Genomic DNA, 16077 nt, shown 5'->3' with positions numbered 1-16077 from the left:
TTCAGGGCACCGCGACTGCCTGGTGGTGCGTGTCGTGGGAGTCCACGCCTTCGATGAGTGCCCCTTGGTCCAGCGAGAACGCGGCCCAGGCAAAACTGTCCGCGTTGTCGACAGCCTGCTCGCAATTGAGCCCACGGTAGGTCGCCAGGTTCCATGCATAGCAATGGTCCAATGCCGCCCAGTACTTGTGGAACGCTTCGTGAATGATCACTCTGGCGACGGCGTCGGCCGTGTATCCATCGGCCTGCATTTTTGCGAACGAGATATGGATCTCCCCGTTCCTGAACCCCGATAGAAGGCCCGTGTGAGGCTGGGTAGGACCGCCCCGCACATAGCCCTCGTCGGTGTTGTCGAAAAAGGTTGCCGCAACGGGAGAACCGGCAGCGATGGTTCTCACGCCGGCGTCGATATCGATCAGATAGACGCCAGTGTTCAGGTGAAACGAAACACTCAGCATGCCCATTCGGGCCTTGTTCAATATGCTTCGCCGGTCCTTCTGGGCGATGGCCTTCAGGCTGATCGACTTGTCCACCACGTTGCTCTTGAGCATCGGGTTGAGGCGATTGGCGGCCAGGCCGAAGTGGTAATTCATGATGCTGGTGAAGGGCTGGCCCTCCGGCCTTCGCAGGTACACGACGCGGTCCATCTCGGTGACGGCACTGCGCATGATCCGCCTGGCCGCTGCTGCGCCGTTCAGCAGCAGGTTCTTTTGCGCCGTCGTCGGATAGTTCGCGCGCGTGCCGTTGAGGTCGGAGTACGCAATGGCCAGCAGCGGGCTCAGCACTTTCACCTTGTTGGTATGGTGTGGCATGACGGTTCACCTCACGGTTGTTAGAACTGATAGCTGAACGCACCGTTGTCGACGCCCACCTGCACCCGCTCGATCGGCTTGCCTTCCATCATCCGGTTCAGGAACTCGCGGCTGATGTCGGGCAGCATGGTGTTGGTGAGGATGGCATCGATCATCCGGCCGCCCGATTCGCTCTCGGTGCAGCGGCTGACCACCAGCTTGACCACCTCGTCCGAATAGTCGAAGGGGATCTGGTAGCGCGCCTCGACCCGCTTCTTGATGCGCTTCAACTGCAGCTCGACGATCTTGCCGAGCATCTCGTCGGAGAGCGGGTAGTACGGGATGGTCACCAGCCGGCCCAGCAGCGCGGGCGGGAAGATCTTCAAGAGCGGCTCGCGCAGCGCCTTGGCCATGCCCTCGGGCTCGGGCATCAGCTCCGGGTCCTTGCACATGCTGGCGATCATGTCGGTGCCGGCGTTGGTGGTGAGCAGGATCAGCGTGTTCTTGAAGTCGATGCTGCGGCCCTCGCCGTCTTCCATGAAACCCTTGTCGAAAACCTGGAAGAACAGTTCGTGCACGTCGGAGTGGGCCTTCTCCACCTCGTCGAGCAGCACCACGCTGTAGGGCCTGCGGCGCACGGCCTCGGTCAGCACGCCGCCCTCGCCGTAGCCCACGTAGCCGGGCGGCGCACCCTTGAGCGAGCTCACGGTGTGCGCCTCCTGGTACTCGCTCATGTTGATGACGATCATGTTCTGCTCGCCGCCGTACAGCGCCTCGGCCAGCGCGATCGCGGTCTCGGTCTTGCCGACGCCGGAGGTGCCCGCCAGCATGAAGACGCCGATCGGCTTGCTCGGGTTGTCCAGCCCGGCGCGCGAGGTCTGGATGCGCTTGGCGATCATCTCCATCGCGTGGTCCTGGCCGATCACGCGCTGCCCCAGCAGCTTGGGCAGGTTGAGCACGGTCTCGATCTCGTTGCGCTGCATGCGCCCGACCGGGATGCCGGTCCAGTCGGCGACCACCGAGGACACGGCCTGCGAATCGACCGAGGGCAGGATCAGAGGGGACTCGCCTTGCACGCTGCTGATCTGGGTTTGCAGCTCGTGCAACTCCGCGAGCAGCGCGGCGCGGTCTCCGTCCCCTGGCGTCGACGCATCCACCGGCTTGTTCCCCGCCCGCAGCTTGCCGCGCAGTTCGAGCAGCCGGTCGACCAGCCCCTTCTCCTCCTTCCAGCGCGCATTGAGCTTTTCGAGCTCGGCATTGGATTCGGCAAGCAGCGCCTGCACCTGCGGCGCGCGCTTGCTCACGTCGATGCCGATCGCCTCTTCGCGGCCGATGATCTCGCTCTCGACCGTGAGCGCCTCGATGCGGCGCTGGCAGTCTTCCACCTCGGGCGGCATCGCATGCTGCGACACCGCGACGCGCGCGCAGGCGGTGTCGAGCAGGCTCACGGCCTTGTCGGGCAGCTGGCGCGCGGGAATGTAGCGGTGCGACAGCTTCACCGCCGCCTCGATCGCCTCGTCGAGCAGTTGCACGCGGTGGTGCTTCTCGAGCACGCTGGCCACGCCGCGCAGCATCAGGATGGCCTTGGTCTCGTCGGGCTCCGGCACCTGCACGACCTGGAAGCGCCGCGTCAGCGCCGGGTCCTTCTCGATGTACTTCTTGTACTCGGCCCAGGTGGTGGCGCCGATGGTGCGCAGGTTGCCGCGCGCGAGCGCGGGCTTGAGCAGGTTGGCCGCATCGCCGGTGCCAGCCGCGCCGCCCGCACCCACCAGCGTGTGGATCTCGTCGATGAACAGGATGATCGGCGTGGGCGAAGCCTGCACCTCGTCGATCACCTGCCGCAGGCGTTGCTCGAACTCGCCCTTCATGCTGGCGCCGGCCTGCAGGAGGCCGATGTCGAGCGTGAGCAGCTTCACGTCCTTGAGCTGCGGCGGCACGTCGCCGCGCGCCAGGCGCTGGGCGAAGCCTTCCACCACCGCCGTCTTGCCGACGCCCGCCTCACCCGTGAGCAGCGGGTTGTTCTGGCGGCGCCGCATCAGGATGTCGACGATCTGGCGGATTTCCTCGTCCCGCCCGGTCACCGGATCCATCTCTCCCTTCTTCGCCTTCTCCGTGAGGTCGACAGCAAACTTCTTCAGCGCATCGCCCTTGCCCATGGCGGCCGGCGCCATCGCGCCGCTTTCTTCGCCGGGGGCGCCGCTGCCCATGCCGGTGCCGTCCTGCGCGCGCATCTTCGATTCGGGCGAGGCATCGCAGACCTTGGCGAAGTTGTCGGCCAGGTCTTCGACCTTGACCTTGTCGAACTGCTTCGAGAGGCCGAGCAAGGGATTGCGCAGGCTCGGCGTTTTCAGCATGCCGACCAGCAGGTAGCCGGTGCGCACCTGCGCCTCGCCGAACTGCAGGGTGGCGTAGGTCCAGGCGCGCTCGATCGCGTTCTCGATGTGCGGCGAGAAATCGCTGATCGCGGTGGCGCCGCGCGGCAGGCGGTCGAGCGCGGCCGTCATGTCCTTGGCGATGACGGAGATGTCCAGCTGGTAGTGCTGGATCACGCGGTGCAGGTCGGAGTCCTGCGACTGCAGCAGCTGGGCGAACCAGTGCTCCAGCTCCACATACGGGTTTCCGCGCATCTTGCAGAACACCGTGGCGCCCTCGATCGCCTTGTAGGCCAGCGAATTGAGCTTGCCGAACAAGGCAGTGCGGCTGATTTCACTCATGAGCTTCTCCGTATGTAGTCAAGACGAACGGCCCTGGTTTTTTTTATTGAAGTGCTGCGCGCGAAAGAGCGGCATCGCCATCGATGCGGACATCGGGCGCATCGCGCTTGCGCTTGCACTCGCCGAGCCACGAGGACCAGCCCAGCCGGGGCGCGTTGCCCCGCTGCCGGCCCAGGCGCGTGGGCGGCACTTCATGTTTTTCGAGAATCAGCTCTGCATCCCAGTACAGCTCGTCGCCCAAGAGCTGCCGCATCCAGCGCTGCAACGCGGGCCGTGCCGAGCCGATCGGGAGGAACATGCGGTAGCGCTCGAGGCTGAGCGGACCGAGGTGCAGCCGCACGCGGTGCTGGCGATCCCAGGCGCGCCGGCCGAGCATCGCGCCCATGCCCAGCGAGCGCGAAGCTTCGCCGCGGCCCAGGCGCGTGAGTTCCTCCACGGGCAGCGTCATCCAGTGCCCGACCCACGGCTCGAGCCGCACCGGCACGCCGAAGTAGCTCTGCAGCACCGCCTCCACGCCCTCGGCGTTGTGCACGCGACGTGCGAGCCAGCCCGAGAAGTGCAGCCGCGCGTCGTCGTGGATCTCGTCGCGCTCCTGCCGCGCGGCGGTGCCGATGCCGACCAGCGCGCCCACCTGGCGGCGGAAGGCGTCCTCCTTCGGCCGGTCCAGCCCCACCGCCGGCCTGGCCTGGGCCCAGGCGCGGTAGAAGAACAGGCTGAAGCGGTGCGCGAAGCTGTCGAGAAAAGCGAGCCAGGTCGGATCGCCATGGTTGATCGTGCGCTCGCGGATGAAATCGCTCAGGTGCACCGGCAGCGGGCCGTTGGGCCCGAGGTAGCCGAAGAAATGCTGGCGCAGCCGCGGCGGCGAATGCGCGCCGGCCGGCTCGAAGCGGCTGAAGCTCGCGGGCGCGAAGGACAGCGATGGCTCCTGCCCCACGCGCACCGGCTCGGCGCCGGGCAGCAACGCGCGGCCCCAGCGCGGCGACGGCGCCGCGAGCGCCTCCAGCCGCCGCATGAGGGCGAAGTAGTCGTAGGCCCAGGGCTGGTCCGCGCAGGCCTGCAGGCGCTCGGCCACGCTCTCGGGCCGCGCCGCCGGCACGGCTACAGGATCGGGCGTGCCCCGCACAGCGGCCTCCATCGCATGATCTCGCCCTTGCCCGAGGCCGTGAGCACGGTCTCGACGAAGTGGTTGACCTCCACGTGGCGCGCCAGGTAACGCGCCATGACGGCCCCGAACAGGAAGGCACTGTGGCCGTGGAAGGCATTGCGGTCGACCTCGAGCGTGACCTCGAGCCCGCGGCCGAAGGCGATCGGCCCGGCCAGCGGCAGCCGGCGCGCCACCGGCCTGGCGCGCACCGACAGCAGCCCACGCACCTGGCTCTGACGCACCTCGTCGGCATGCGTGGCATAGAGCATCAGCATCTCGCGCAGCGCGGCGGCGCCTTCTTCGCGCGAACTGTCGGCGAGCGACAGGTAGTTGAGAGCCAGGTGGTCGACCACCCGCCAGCCCAGGCCCTGGCCCACCACCGGCGAGACCGGCCGCGAGGGGCCGCGAACCATGCGCACGCGCTGCACCGGGGACGAGTCGATGCAGTCGAAGTCGCTCTCGCGGCCCAGCGGCATCAGGAGCGGCAGGTCGCGGTTGGTCACCAGCGCGGTGACGGCCAGCTGCCGCAGCGCACCGGAGTAAGGCGCCTGTTGCGGATCGACGATCTGCATGTAGAGCTCGGAGCCGATGTGGCTGCTGCGATGCCCTTCGGTGCGCTGCTTGACCGACAGCATGCGCGGCTCGCGCGTGGTGGTGAAGTAGGCCGGGTGGCTGTGGCGCGCGCCGTGGAAGGCCGCATAGAAGGGCAGGAAGGGCTGTTCCAGCGCCGCGCCGGCTGTGCCCGAGTTGCCGTGGCCGACCACCTCGGTCACGGTGTGCACCTCGAAGTCCTGCGGGCGCGTGCGGTCGGGCACCAGGTGGAACTGGCTCACGCCCTCATTCACGGCCACGCGGTCGAGCCGCTTGCTGAAGAGATTGACGACCGGCACGCAATGCAGTTGCACGTTCTCGGCGCTGACCAGTTTTTCGAGCGCCGCATCGCCGCGCGAGAACAGCACCACGATCTCCACCTCGGTCACGGCCATCGACGCGAGCACGCGCTGCAAGCCGGTGATGCGCGCGAACTGGAAGCGCTGCGGAAAGGCGAAGTACTCCTGCACCAGCCGATGGCCGGAGAAGCCGGTGGCGGTGACGGGCAGCAAGGCCTCGTCGTCCTCGAATCCCGCGGGCTGCACCGCGCTCGCGGGCAGGTGGCGCACCGCGCTGCCGGCCGCACCCGTGGCCGCGCCGCCGGCGGCCAGCGGCTGCACCATCACGCCGATGGCTTTGCCGAGCATGCACTCGTGCAGCTGCCAGGCCACATCCTCGGCGCCGCCGAAGTGAATCAGCAGTTCGTCGAGCAGGATCTGGTCGAACTTGAGGCCGGCGGTGGCGCGCAGCGCGATGCGCAGGCCGCCGCGGATCTCGCGCGACTGCGCATGCTGGGCGAGCGGCAGGTCGGGCGCGTAGCTGAAGTACTGCGCCCGCAGCACTTCGACCGGCCAGAGGCGCAGCGCCCGCGCGGTGCGGAACTCGCAGTGCGTGTTCTGCCCCACGGCCTGGCGCGCGCGCAGGCCGCTGCCGCGCGGCAGCGCGGGCCCGGTCGCGAGATTGGCATCGTCGGGGTCGACCGCCATGGACACCACGGCCATCGATGGCGTGGGCGCCATGAAGTGCGGATAGACGATGTCGAGCAGATGCCCGGTGAAGCGCGGGTATTCGGCATCGAGCTTCAGGGCAACGCGCGCCGACAGGAAGGCGGTGGCTTCGATCAGCCGTTCGACGTAGGGGTCGGCGACCTCCTGGCCCTCGATGCCCAGCCGGTTCGCGATCTTCGGGAAGGCGCGCGCGAACTCCGCCGAGCTCTCGCGGAAGTAGCGCAGTTCCTGTTCGTACAGGGTCAGCAGGCGCGGGTCCATGGCTGGGCTACCGCTGAGGGCTTGTCATGTCCTCGATCTCGATACGACCTTCTTCGAGGTCGATCCGGCTGCGCATCAAGAACTCCAGCGGCACGGGCTGGGCCCAGAGCATGCCGCGGATCCGAAGGCCGATGCGGTTGTGGGAATCAAGTGCCGAGCCTTCCATGACAAGTTCAACTTCGAGTGTGCGAGGCAGGATGCGGGGCTCGAACTGCAGGATGGCGTTCTTCAGAGCCTGTTCCATGCTGACACGCTGAACGGAGGACGTGAACTGGCCGGACAGCATAGGCAATCCGTAGTTGAGCACCGAGCGCGCCGCATTCGGAAAGCGCTTGTCGTCGAAGGCCAGGCCATGGCCGGTGGCATTGAAGAGCCAGCTCAGGTCGCGCAGCACGGCCTGGCGCAGCGCCTGCCGGGTCAGCGTGCGCTTGTCGTCGCTCTCGCGCTGCTCGCCGGGCGCATGGTCGACCAGGCGATCGAGCAGCGAGGGCTGCAAGCGTTCCTGTGCGGTGAGTTCAGGCATCGCCGGTCGAGAACAGGATCTCGCGCACGTCCATCAGCGCATGCTCGGCGCCATCGCTGCTGCTCAGCATGCGCTGGCCGAGCCCGGCCCAGACCTCGGGCTGCAGCTCGCGCCACTCGGTCTTGCGCGCGAGCTGCAATGCGCCGTCGCCGCTCTTCTCGGTGCCTTCGTAGCGCACGGGCACCAGCGCCAGCGTCTCGCCGCCGTTCTCGAACTGCAGATGCGCCGGCAGCCACACGCAGTCGCGCAGGTCTTCGGGTGGATCGAGCTTCACGTGTGCCAGCCGGGCATAGGGAATCCAGTAGTAGCGGCCGTTCACGAAGGCCTCGAGCACCGGGCCCAGGCGCATGTCGGCGTCGGCCAGCCATTCGAAGGGCTTGCCGTCGAGCGTTCCCGGCGTGGCGGGCGCGGCGTCGAAGGCGCGCTCGCGCAGGTCTTCGGCGAGCTGCGCGTCGCCCGCACCCTGGCGCAGCAGCGATTCGATCAGGAGCGCCAGCCATTCGTCGGGCTGGCCGAAGACCATCGGCGTGCGCGTGCCGGCGAACACGTCGGCGCGCAGGCCCTCGCAGCGCACGGCCTCGCCGTAGACCTGCTTCATCGGAATGGCCATCGCATCGAGCTCGGCCGCGACGTTGAGCTGGTTGAGCGCACGCTCCCACTGGCCGAGCACGCACAGCAGCTGGGCCAGGAAGACGCGCAACTTGCTGTCGGCGGGCTTAGCGCGCACTTCATCCGTCAGTGCCTTGAGCGCGGCCGCGGGGTCGGCGGCCTGGAGGAATTCGGCAGAGTTCGTCATGTCCGGCCTCACTTTTTGATGGTGCAAGTGCGTACGGCGCCGCGCAGGCCCGTCTCGCTCTGCGGCGCGGAGCGGATCTCGAGCCCCTGGTATTCGATCTGGATGATTTCGCGCGGCCGCGCCGACTTGGCGGCGGTCAGCATCGTGTGGTTCAGCAGGCGCGCCTGGGTCAGCTCCAGCTCCAGGTGCGGCTGCAGGTCTTTGGAGGTATCGCCGCCGGCCTTGTACACCGAGATCACCACCTTCAGGTCGTTCACCTGGTCGCGCAGCAGGCTCGCGATCGAAGCGCTCGCGGCATCGCAATCGCGAACGACGAAGACCGCCGCTGCGCGCAGCTGCCCCTTGGTGGAACCCGGCGGCGAGAACACGTCCAGCTGGTAGCGGAAGCCGCCGACCTCCAGGCGCGACTTGCCGTCCGCGAAGGGGCGCGTCGAATCGCCTTCGATCGCCTTGCCCTTGGATTCGAGCAGCATCCAGTAGTCGTCGCCCGCCTCTTCGGAGACCAGGTCGAGCAGGCGCAGGCCCTCGTCCGGGTCCACCGAGCCATCAGAAGTCCAGCCCATGTCGATCTCCTAGAAAAAAATCATCGCGGCAAAGACCTGCCGCTCTTTCGGTGCACCGAGTTGCCCGCGCACGCGCAGATCGGCCAGGGCCGGATCGACGCCCGCGCCGAACAGGCGCGGCGCGCTGTGCGGCGCGGCCGGCGTCGCCAGCACGAAGAGGCGCGCACCCGGGCCCGCCAGCCAGGGCAGTTCGAAATGCTTGGCCGCCGGCAGCTCGCGCGTGCCGCGTTCGAAACGGTTGCTCGCGCCGGAGGCATCGGGGTACACCGGTCGCAGGCCGCCTTCCGGGTCGATGCCGACGATCACCATGTCGAGCGAAGTCCCGCCGGTATTGCGCACGCGCAGCACGCGTCGCTCGCCCGCGAGCAGCGGGCCCGGCGTGGCGCTGCGGGCGAGGGGCTCGCTGCGCAGCATGCGGTCGGCACGCCAGGTTTCCAGCGCGGCCTCGAAGCCGTCGAGGCGCGCGCCGCCGGCCAGCCGGTTCAGCTCGCCGAGCCACTTGAGACGCGCGAAGCCCTGCAGCCGCTCGCGCAAGGCTGCGGGGTCGGCCGCGACCTGGCCCGTGCCGGTTCCGAGCGCGGGCGAGAGCAGCTCCAGCCGATGGCCGGCGGGGCCGAGATCGGTCCAGCGCAGATCGGCTTCGCTCCCGTCCTCGCCCGCGCGCGCCAGGCGAATGGAGGCGGGGTAGTCGAAGCTCAGTCCCGCGGGCAAGGGCTTGTCGGCGCGCACGCGCAACGCGAAGGCGGCCGGCTCGGCCAGCGGCGTCACGCTCCACAGCGCGCTGCCCGGCACATCGCGCAGCGCGGCCGGCACCGGCAGCTGCGCGCCGGCCGGATCGAGTTGCGCCAGCACAGCGGCCGCGCTGCGCCGGGTGCCGTCTTCCAGGCTCGCGAGCACGCGCAGCTCCTGCCGCGGCACCAGCCCGTCGAGCTGGCCGGCCTGGATCGCGAGGCTCGCGCCGCTGCGCTGCGCACGCCACACCGGACGCGTGCCGAGCGGCTGAGGGCCGTTGGCGAACAGCGGCGCATCGAGATTGCCCTCGGCCACGGGCGATGGCAGCTCGCGTTGCGGAAAGCGCGCTTCGAGTTCGGAGATCACCGGCGGGTAGAGCGCAAGCACGCCGTCGAAGAGCTCGCGCCAGGTCGCGGGCCGGCGCTGCAGCGCCTCGGCCACGGCCCAGGTCAGCAGGCCCTGCGGCTGCGCGTCGCGGCCCTTGCGCGGCAGCCGCAGCTCGGGCGTGACCTGGTGGCTTTCGGATGCGAAGAAGGCCACGTAGCGGGCTCGAGGCACGGCCGGGGCCGCGGGTGCCGTCGGTGCGGCGGCGGAGGCGCCGGCCGCGCCTTGCGCGAGCAGGTCGGCGCGGATGCCGCGAAAGCGCACCTCGTCGTCCGGCGGACCCACAACAACCTCGGCGCTCGCGGGCGCGCGGCCGCGCGTCATCGAGGCGGCCGAGCAGGTGTCGAACACCGACCACACGAACACGTTGCGCGCCAGGAAAGCCTGCACCCAGCCGTCGAAATCGACGTCGCGCAGGCCGCCCGGCAAGGCGCCGCTGCCGCCCACCGCGCCGCGCACATCGCGCGCGAGGAAGTTCTCGGCCAAGCCGTCCGGCTCCTGGTAGCGCTTGCTCGCATCGCGCCAACGCGTGCCGTGGCCCGAGAAATAGAGCAGCACGAAGTCGCCGCTTTGCGACTGCTCCAGCAGCCGCCCCAGCGCCTCGTGGATGCGCTGCGCCTCGGGCAGCGCGGCGCCGCTCACGCCGTCGGCCACGACCGTGATGTCGGTGGCCGCGAAGCCCTGCTTCAGCAGGGCCTCGCGCATCAGCATCACGTCGTTGCGCGGCGCCTGCAGCCACAGCGACGCAGGCTGGTTGACCAGTTCCGACACGCCCACCAGCAAGGCGCGCTGCGCCGCACCCGCGCAGGTGGCTGCGGCCAGCATGGCCAGCAGCAGCACGGTGCGCAGGCGGCGCCTCGTCACGGCGGCCCCACCGATTCGACCAGCGGCGAACCCGCCAACATGGCGCGGCCCTGCGCCGCATCGGCCAGGAAGCGCAGGCGCCAGCGGCCCTCGGCATCCGGTCCGCCCACCAGTTCGGCGCCGGCCGAGCGCAGCAGCGCGTTCGCATCGTCCATGCCGACGCCGGCCTTCCAGCGCAGGCTCAGCTCGGCCGGCGCGGCGGAAGTGACGGGGCCCTGCACCGAACGGAACCGGACTGAGTCGTCTCCGGCGCCGGGCCGCATCAGGGTCGCGTTCTGCACCACGACCACCAGTGCCAGCAGCGCCAGCGCGGGCCGCACCACCCGGTCGGCGCCGAACCAGGCCTTCACACGCGACCACCAGCCCTCCCCGGCCGGCGCCGCGACGGACAGGCTGCCCGGCTTCGACGTGGCCTGCAGCGGCGTGGCGAGCCGGGCGGCGGCTTCGAGGTAGAGGCTCTGATAGTCGGCACGCGGATCGGCCACGCCCAGCGGCGTGCCCGAGAGCACGGAGAACACGCCGCCGGCCGTGCGCAGCGCGATGCGGCCGGGCTCGGGCTCGATGGCCAGCGGCTGCTGCACGGCCCATTCGTCGTGCACCGCACGGATGGCGGCCAGCCGCGTGGCCGACACCTCGCCGAGCACGCGGGCGCAGAGCTGCGGCGTCTGTTCGATCGTGAGCACGTTCCAGGTCTGGATCAGACCGAACATCGGCTCGAAGGGTTCGTCGCCGGGCTCGAGCAGCACGTCGTAGGCGCTGGCCCAGTCGGCTTCGCTGGCGGCCATCCAGCCGCGCCACAGCGTGCCGTGCAGGCACTTGTCGAGCAGCACGCCGAGCAGCCGGCCTTCGTGCAGCACGCTCACCAGGCGGCCCGGCGCCCAGCGGGCCGGAAAGGCGCGCTGGGCCACGGCCTCGCGGCGGCGGGCGAGCTCGGTCAAGGGCAGCAGAAGGGTCTCGTCGAATTGGCGGGCCGGCATCGCGGCGGGCTCGGCCAGCGTTGCCGCGCCTTCGCCCGCAGGGGCGAGATCGCCGCCGCGTCCCAGGGTGCCGCGGATGAGGCTGAGCGGGGGCCAGAGATCGATGGGCATGGTGCGTGTTCCTGAAAGTCTTATGTCTTCAGGCATAAGACGCTTCAGCGCCCAGGATTTTGAAAACCTGCAGGATCGCGCCCATGTTGCCGGCCTCGATCGCGATGCCCAGGGTCTGCGTGATCCACTGGCCCAGCGTGGTGCGCGCATAGTCGGCCGGCAGGCCTTCGCGCTTGTGCACGAGGCCGAGCCGGCCGGCGCGGTAGTGGTAGGAGGCGATGGCGTGGCGCGAGGCCACGCCCGACAGCCCGCCCGCCGCCTCGCGGCCGAAGCCTTCGCACAAAAGGATGCGCTCGGGCTCGGGCAGACCCGCGATGAAGGCGCGCGCCGCGGCATGCACCGAGGGCGCGTTGAGGCCGTGCTCGGCCAGTTCGTCTTGCGCGTTGTCGGCCGCGCCAACCTGCGCCTCGAGCTGGCTCTCGGTGATCTGGTCGCCGATCGAGAGCTTGCGGCGGAAGGCGCTCGCGCGCGTGCAGTCGATCAGGTAGCGCCGGAAGTAGGCACACAGCGCGAAGGCGCTCGACGGCGCGCTGTGGCTTGCGGCCTCGCCGCGCGCGGCATCGTCCGCTTCGTCCGGATCGGCGTCGAGCCGCAGCACCTTGACGTAGATGAACTGCGCCACCAGTTCCTGACGGCCCTCGCTGAGCACGCGCAGCTCGGGCGGGTTGCAACTGCGCAGCGCGCCGCCGACGATGCGGTACATCTCGCCCATCTCGTCGGGGGACAGCGTCTGCCTGCGCCGCCAGAGGCGGACGAGTTCGACGCTTTGTTCCGAGGACAGGGTTTCCTGCATGGTGTGTTTCGCGACTACGGTGTCTTTGCCCGTTGGGCTGTCCGCCCGGTATGCGGCGGCTGCGTGCGCTTCGAAGGCCCGGCGCCCTCACCCCCGCCCTCTCCCGGAGGGAGAGGGAGAGGGAGTAAGACCTGCGCGTGAAGCGTTCTGCCTTGTTCCCTCTCCCTCCGGGAGAGGGCTAGGGTGAGGGGTCGGCCGGCGGCACAGGGCATACCGCCCGCCGACACGCCCATCAGCCTTGCGGCGTTCCTAGTCATCGACGCACGCGCCTTCTTCAGGCACAAGGCATTGCGGCAAGTCAGCACCGACCGCCGCGCCACGCGTGCGAATGGTCGAGGTCGCGGCCGCCGCCACCGCGAGGCCGCGCGGCAGCAGGATCCACAGCTGGCCGCGCTCCTTCATGCGCCGGGCCTGGGTCGCGGCCTGCTGGCCGTTGCCGAAGAAATAGTCGGCCCGCACCGCGCCGCGGATCGCGCCGCCGGTGTCCTGGGCGATGGTGAGGCGCTGCATCGGCGTGCCGGTGCCGGGCGCGCGCGTGGAGACGAAAACCGGATAGCCCAACGGCGTGCTGCGCGGATCGACGGCGATCGAGCGGCCGGCCGACAGCGGCACGCCGAAGGCACCGACCGGCCCGCCGCCGCTGCCCGGCGACTCCTTGAAGAACACATAGCTCGGGTCCTTGATGCCGGTGCCGATCACCGGCCCGGCCACGCGCCGCCCCGGCACCATGACCGCGCCGCTGTTGACGGGACGCGCGAGCGTGAAGCCGCGGGTGCGGATCACCGAGGTGTCGTTGCTGTCCTCGTCGTCATCGCCGTCGTCGAGTTCGAGCTCGATCGCGCCGCCGCGCACCTTGACGGGACTGCGAGTCTTGCCCGAGGAGGACTGCGCCAGCGTCGGCCGGAAGGGCTGGCCGTTCTGCTCGGCATAGGCGACGCGGATCACGTCGCCGTTGGGCAGCCGGATTCGGCCCGAGCCCTGGATCTGCATCTCGTAGAGCGCTGTGGCGCTGTTCACGAAGGCCAGCACGCGCGCGTTGGGCGCGCCCTTGGTCTCGATCTCTTCGCGCGTGTAATAGGGCAGCAGGCGCCTGCCCTCGATGCGAAGGCGTACCTTGCGGTCCAGCGTGTCGCGCGTGATGGCCGAGAGGTCGAGCGCATAGAGGCCCGGCGCGCCCATGTCGCGCGTGCTGAGGCCGCTCTGCACCACCACGTTGCGGCCTTCGACGCGCGCCGCCACCGTGCCGCTGCCGGCCGGCAGCTTGCGCGCATCGGCGAACAGCATGTCCTCGGGCTGGCCGTACACCGGATAGATGAAGGGCGGCGCGTACTGCCGGCTGCCGGTGATCTCGGGCTCGAAATAGCCGGTGACCACGCCGTCGGGCCGACGGTCGTCGTCGCGGATCTGGTAGGCCGAGAACTCGCGCTCGAAGAAGCCGCGGATGGCCGGATTGCTCTTGTCGTCGACGGCGCGCGCGCGATCGCAGACCTGCCGCCATTCGGTGCCGCGGCCGGTCAGCACCTTGCAGCTGCCGAGGAAGGCAGGCCAGCTTTCGGCGAAATCGTCGCGGCCCCAGCCCGGCACGGCGTCGAAGCCCACCGAGGTGTAGGTGGCAAGCTGGGTCGAGAAGGTGCGCGACTGGCCGGCCACGCTGGCGCCGGCGCTGGTCGAAGCCGGGCGCGAGGCGGAGGGCGCGGGCGTGACCTGCGCAGCCGCGGCTGCCGCGGGCGCGGCGGCGGGGGCACTGGCCGTGGCCGTGGCCGGTGTGGAGCTTGTGGAGCTGACCCCCGGCATCGTGCCGCAGGCCGCCAGCGCGGCCATCGCGACGGCGGCGGCACCCCAGCGGGCGGGTGAAGCGAAGGGCAGTGAGGAAGGCTTGTTCATAAAGAACTCCTGGTCTGGGGGGCGGGGCCTGACGGGCCGCTGCCCCACAGACGATTACTTCTCGGTGATTTTGAAAAACGCGCTGCCATAGACGTCGTTGCACGGTGTGTTGGGCGCGCACACCGGCTTGCCCGCGAGCGGCGGCGGCCCGCTGCCGCGCGCGGCCTCGAGCGCTGCCAGCACGGGCAGCGGGAACTGTGGGAACACGCCGTCGTTCTGGATGCCCGAGGCGCTGAAGTCGCGCTCGTGCTCACTGACCAGCACCGCGAACTGGTTGATGCCGGCCGGCCCGCCCGCGTCCATCGGCCACGAAGCGCGCGGCAGCGACAACGCAGCACCGGCGCCGATCTTGTTGTACTTGTCGAGCAGGTTCGGGAACAGCAGGAACAGCTCGCCGCCGCTGGACAGCAGGTAGACGTAGACGAAGCCTTCGCGCTTGCTGCGCACTTCGAAGCCCAGCCTGTCCTTGCCGATCGCGACCTCGGCCTTGCGCGGGTTCGCCGTCACCTCGAAGCCCGGCGCGGCGCCTTCGGCCAGCGACTGCAATGACTCGCCCGGCGTGCGCACCTTGGGTGGTGGCGGGGGCGGTGGAGGTGGAGGCGCCGGCGTCTGCGCGACTTCGGTGGACGGCGGCGGCGCTGCGCCGGCCGGCGTCGTGTCGGCCGGCTTGCCCTGGAACCACCACCATCCGCCCGCGGCGGCAATGACGGCCACGGAGGCCACGGCGGCGATGGCCGCGCCCTTGCCCTTGGGAGCCGACGCGGGCGCGGGTGCCGCAGGACTCGCGCTGCCGGTACGTCCACCCGGTGCCGCCGCGGGTGCCGGCGCCGGCGCACGGATCACCGTCCGGTCGCCATCCAGACCCAGCGCCGCACGCAGCGCTTCCATCGACTGCGGCCTCGATTCGGGCCGCACGCCCAGGCCGGCATCGATGGCCGCGAGCAGCCCGGGGCTGTAGCGCTGCAGCAGCGCCTCGTTGCCTGCCAGCGGCACATAGCTGTCGGCCAGGAGGCGCGCGACCGAGGGCGGCGGCGCGCGGCCGCAGACGGCCACGTGCATCACGGCCGCGAGCGCATAGACATCGGTCCACGCGCCCTGCGACATGTCGGGCATCTCGGCGTACTGCTCGATCGGCGCGTAGCCGGGCTTGAGGATGACCGTGATCGCCTGCGTCTTGTCGGTGATCACGCGCCGCGCGGCGCCGAAGTCCAGCACCACGGGACGGCCCGAGCCTTCGAGCAGGATGATGTTATCGGGCGCGATGTCGCGGTGGTAGCAGTGGGCGTGGTGCATCACCGCGAGCGCCTGCGTCACGCCGTCCATGATGCGCATCAGCCAGGCTTCGTCGACGCCTCCCGTCATGGCAGCCAGCGCCTGGCGCAGCGTGTCGCCGCGGTAGAAGGGCATCACCATGTAGGTGGTGCCGCGCTCCTGCCAGAAGCGATAGACCTTGAGCAGCGAGGGATGGTCGAACTGGGCCAGGAGGCGCGCCTCGTTGATGAAGCTGCGCATGCCGAGCTCGAAGGTCTCGCGGTGCCGTTCGGACAAGGGCGCGACCGTGCCGTCGAGCTGCCGCGTCGAGAGTGAGGTCGGCAGGTATTCCTTGATCGCGACCACGCGTTCGAGCGTCGGGTCCCAGGCCTCGTAGACGACGCCGAAGCCGCCCTGCCCGACGATGCGCGTGACCTCGAATTCGGCGAGCCGGCTGCCCACCGGCAGCAACCCGGCCTCGGCGTTGCTCGGCGCCTTCTCGGCGCGCGTGATGCCGGCCACGGTGGGCATCTCGCTCGCCGGCAGCGCGGCGCCGCCGGAGATGACGGTCGCGCCCTCGTCCGGCGTGGGCGCAGCAGGCCGGCCGGTGACGACCTGCGTGCGGTCGTCGCCTTCTTGCGGCGGTGTGCCTGGCGGCCGGTCGTCGTCGGGGCTCATAAGGCAACCTCCGC

At 69.9% G+C, this 16077-nt stretch carries 12 protein-coding genes; all 12 read right to left on the bottom strand.

What is annotated here, in order from left to right; translation table 11 throughout:
• Nucleotide 1: 1 nt before the first annotated feature.
• Complete coding sequence (locus tag ACSQ9A_RS03775; RefSeq protein WP_436302734.1) at nucleotides 2-811, bottom strand: hypothetical protein; 810 nt, start codon at nucleotides 809-811, stop codon at nucleotides 2-4.
• Between the two features lie 20 nt (nucleotides 812-831).
• Complete coding sequence (gene tssH / locus ACSQ9A_RS03770) at nucleotides 832-3504, bottom strand: type VI secretion system ATPase TssH (protein WP_436302733.1); 2673 nt, start codon at nucleotides 3502-3504, stop codon at nucleotides 832-834.
• Nucleotides 3505-3547: 43 nt separating this feature from the next.
• Nucleotides 3548-4639: a type VI secretion system baseplate subunit TssG gene (gene tssG, locus ACSQ9A_RS03765; RefSeq protein ID WP_436302732.1), complete on the bottom strand. Its 1092-nt coding sequence runs from the start codon at nucleotides 4637-4639 to the stop codon at nucleotides 3548-3550.
• Nucleotides 4603-6507 carry a type VI secretion system baseplate subunit TssF gene (gene tssF, locus ACSQ9A_RS03760; protein WP_436302731.1) on the bottom strand — a complete coding sequence of 635 codons (1905 nt, stop codon included), beginning with the start codon at nucleotides 6505-6507 and terminating at the stop codon, nucleotides 4603-4605. The genes tssG and tssF overlap by 37 nt, the downstream gene beginning before the upstream one ends.
• A gap of 7 nt (nucleotides 6508-6514) precedes the next feature.
• On the bottom strand, nucleotides 6515-7030 hold the full coding sequence (gene tssE, locus ACSQ9A_RS03755; protein WP_093110766.1) for a type VI secretion system baseplate subunit TssE: 516 nt from the start codon (nucleotides 7028-7030) through the stop codon (nucleotides 6515-6517).
• Nucleotides 7023-7826: a type VI secretion system accessory protein TagJ gene (locus ACSQ9A_RS03750; protein WP_093110764.1), complete on the bottom strand. Its 804-nt coding sequence runs from the start codon at nucleotides 7824-7826 to the stop codon at nucleotides 7023-7025. The genes tssE and ACSQ9A_RS03750 overlap by 8 nt, the downstream gene beginning before the upstream one ends.
• 8 nt (nucleotides 7827-7834) lie before the next feature.
• Nucleotides 7835-8389 carry a hypothetical protein gene (locus tag ACSQ9A_RS03745; RefSeq protein ID WP_436302730.1) on the bottom strand — a complete coding sequence of 185 codons (555 nt, stop codon included), beginning with the start codon at nucleotides 8387-8389 and terminating at the stop codon, nucleotides 7835-7837.
• Nucleotides 8390-8398: 9 nt separating this feature from the next.
• Nucleotides 8399-10369, bottom strand: coding sequence for a caspase family protein (locus tag ACSQ9A_RS03740; protein WP_436302729.1), 1971 nt, complete (start codon nucleotides 10367-10369; stop codon nucleotides 8399-8401).
• On the bottom strand, nucleotides 10366-11457 hold the full coding sequence (locus ACSQ9A_RS03735) for a hypothetical protein (RefSeq protein ID WP_436302728.1): 1092 nt from the start codon (nucleotides 11455-11457) through the stop codon (nucleotides 10366-10368). The genes ACSQ9A_RS03740 and ACSQ9A_RS03735 overlap by 4 nt, the downstream gene beginning before the upstream one ends.
• Before the next feature lie 28 nt (nucleotides 11458-11485).
• Nucleotides 11486-12250: a hypothetical protein gene (locus ACSQ9A_RS03730; protein ID WP_436302727.1), complete on the bottom strand. Its 765-nt coding sequence runs from the start codon at nucleotides 12248-12250 to the stop codon at nucleotides 11486-11488.
• 249 nt (nucleotides 12251-12499) lie between these two features.
• A complete protein-coding gene (gene mltA / locus ACSQ9A_RS03725) occupies nucleotides 12500-14134 on the bottom strand; it encodes a murein transglycosylase A (protein WP_436302726.1) in 1635 nt (544 codons plus the stop codon).
• Between the two features lie 54 nt (nucleotides 14135-14188).
• Entirely contained in the window at nucleotides 14189-16063 is a 1875-nt protein-coding gene (locus ACSQ9A_RS03720; protein WP_436302725.1) for a serine/threonine protein kinase, read from the bottom strand.
• Between the last annotated feature and the right edge of the window lie 14 nt (nucleotides 16064-16077).

Origin of the sequence: Variovorax sp. LjRoot290 (assembly GCF_964253985.1) — a bacterium.
GTDB lineage: Bacteria > Pseudomonadota > Gammaproteobacteria > Burkholderiales > Burkholderiaceae_C > Variovorax.
The sequence above is the reverse complement of the archived record's forward strand: the minus strand, read 5'-3'. Positions and strand labels throughout refer to the sequence as shown.